This is a genomic window from Parcubacteria group bacterium CG10_big_fil_rev_8_21_14_0_10_36_14 (genome assembly GCA_002772895.1).
Taxonomy (GTDB): Bacteria; Patescibacteriota; Patescibacteriia.
This window is the reverse complement of record PFCS01000013.1, coordinates 14,372-15,314: the sequence shown is the minus strand read 5'-3', so window position 1 is coordinate 15,314 and position 943 is coordinate 14,372. Positions and strand designations below refer to the sequence as shown.

General features: G+C 30.0%; 3 protein-coding genes. 2 read left to right on the top strand and 1 reads right to left on the bottom strand.

All coding sequences use genetic code 11. The features are described 5' to 3' along the window. The first annotated feature begins 92 nt into the window (after positions 1–92). Together COU51_01060 and COU51_01055 are read left to right on the top strand one after the other, a co-directional pair. Positions 93–272 carry a hypothetical protein gene (locus tag COU51_01060; GenBank protein ID PIR66989.1) on the top strand — a complete coding sequence of 60 codons (180 nt, stop codon included), beginning with the start codon at positions 93–95 and terminating at the stop codon, positions 270–272. Position 273: 1 nt separating this feature from the next. After that, positions 274–540 (top strand): hypothetical protein, encoded by a 267-nt coding sequence (locus tag COU51_01055; protein ID PIR66988.1) that lies wholly within the window; start codon positions 274–276, stop codon positions 538–540. Positions 541–611: 71 nt separating this feature from the next. Here the strand turns inward: COU51_01055 and COU51_01050 are convergent, their stop codons facing one another. Further along, positions 612–905, bottom strand: a complete 294-nt coding sequence (locus COU51_01050; GenBank protein ID PIR66987.1) for a hypothetical protein — start codon at positions 903–905, stop codon at positions 612–614. Positions 906–943 lie beyond the last annotated feature (38 nt).

Sequence of the window (943 nt, the reverse complement as noted above, 5' to 3'; positions counted from 1 at the left end):
TAAAAATACGGAAGTATGGTTTATTTTGATACGACGCGCGACAAGCTTTAATTCAGCTTGTTTTTTGTTATTTTTAGTAATGTAATTAAACTATGAAAAAAATATTTACATCAAAAATTTGGTTTTTGATTAGCACTCTTATTTTTGCAATAGCGGGAGCGCGTTATATTGCAAAAGGGGATAATATAGAAGCCATTATTAACTTTTTGGTTGCTATAACTTTTTTTATTGGGTTTGTATTTCAGATAAAATTTTATAAACCAAAAAAATAACATGAAGAAATTTAAAGCAATTTTTAAAAATATTTTAAAAAATATCGGAGTATTTTTATTTGGTGGAATTATTGGTATTATTTTCTCTTTAGTTTTAATGAAAGGATTGCTTGTGATAAGCATTTCTAAAGATGTAGGACTGGGAATAATAGCTCTTGCGCCGATTTTTATGATTTTTTGGATAATTGCTCTGGGATTTTTTGGTGGGGTAATGGCAATTATAATTTATCAGCTTATAAGGTTTTTGAAAAAATATCGCAAAAAATAACTTTTAAACTAAAACCGCCCTCTAGTGATTAAAACATAGAGGGCGGTTAGTTAGGCGAAGGGTAATCTTTGTTAGTCATTTGGATTTTTATCCGTAGCTAATACCCTGGGCATTTTTTTGCCCCTTTTTTCAATAATTTGAAAAAAGTAGGTACTTCCGGATGTGCCAATAGCGCAACCAAGCGCATATAATAATGCTAGATGCCAATTGCTTATATCTTCGACAATTGTTTGTAAGACATAAAACCAGATTAAAATGTTTATCATTGTCACAAAGCCACTTGCTGCGACCTTTGTATTGATAATCATTTTTGTCCACAGTGTTGCAATAAGCATTTCTATAATACCGACAAAAAATAACAGCATAAGCGTATAAATTATTGTTTTTTAACGACCTTTGTTTA

Coding starts and splice junctions, on each gene's coding strand:
- COU51_01060 (PIR66989.1), top strand. CDS start 93: ATGAAAAAAATATTTACATCAAAAATTTGGTTTTTGATTAGCACTCTT.
- COU51_01055 (PIR66988.1), top strand. CDS start 274: ATGAAGAAATTTAAAGCAATTTTTAAAAATATTTTAAAAAATATCGGA.
- COU51_01050 (PIR66987.1), bottom strand. CDS start 905: ATGCTGTTATTTTTTGTCGGTATTATAGAAATGCTTATTGCAACACTG.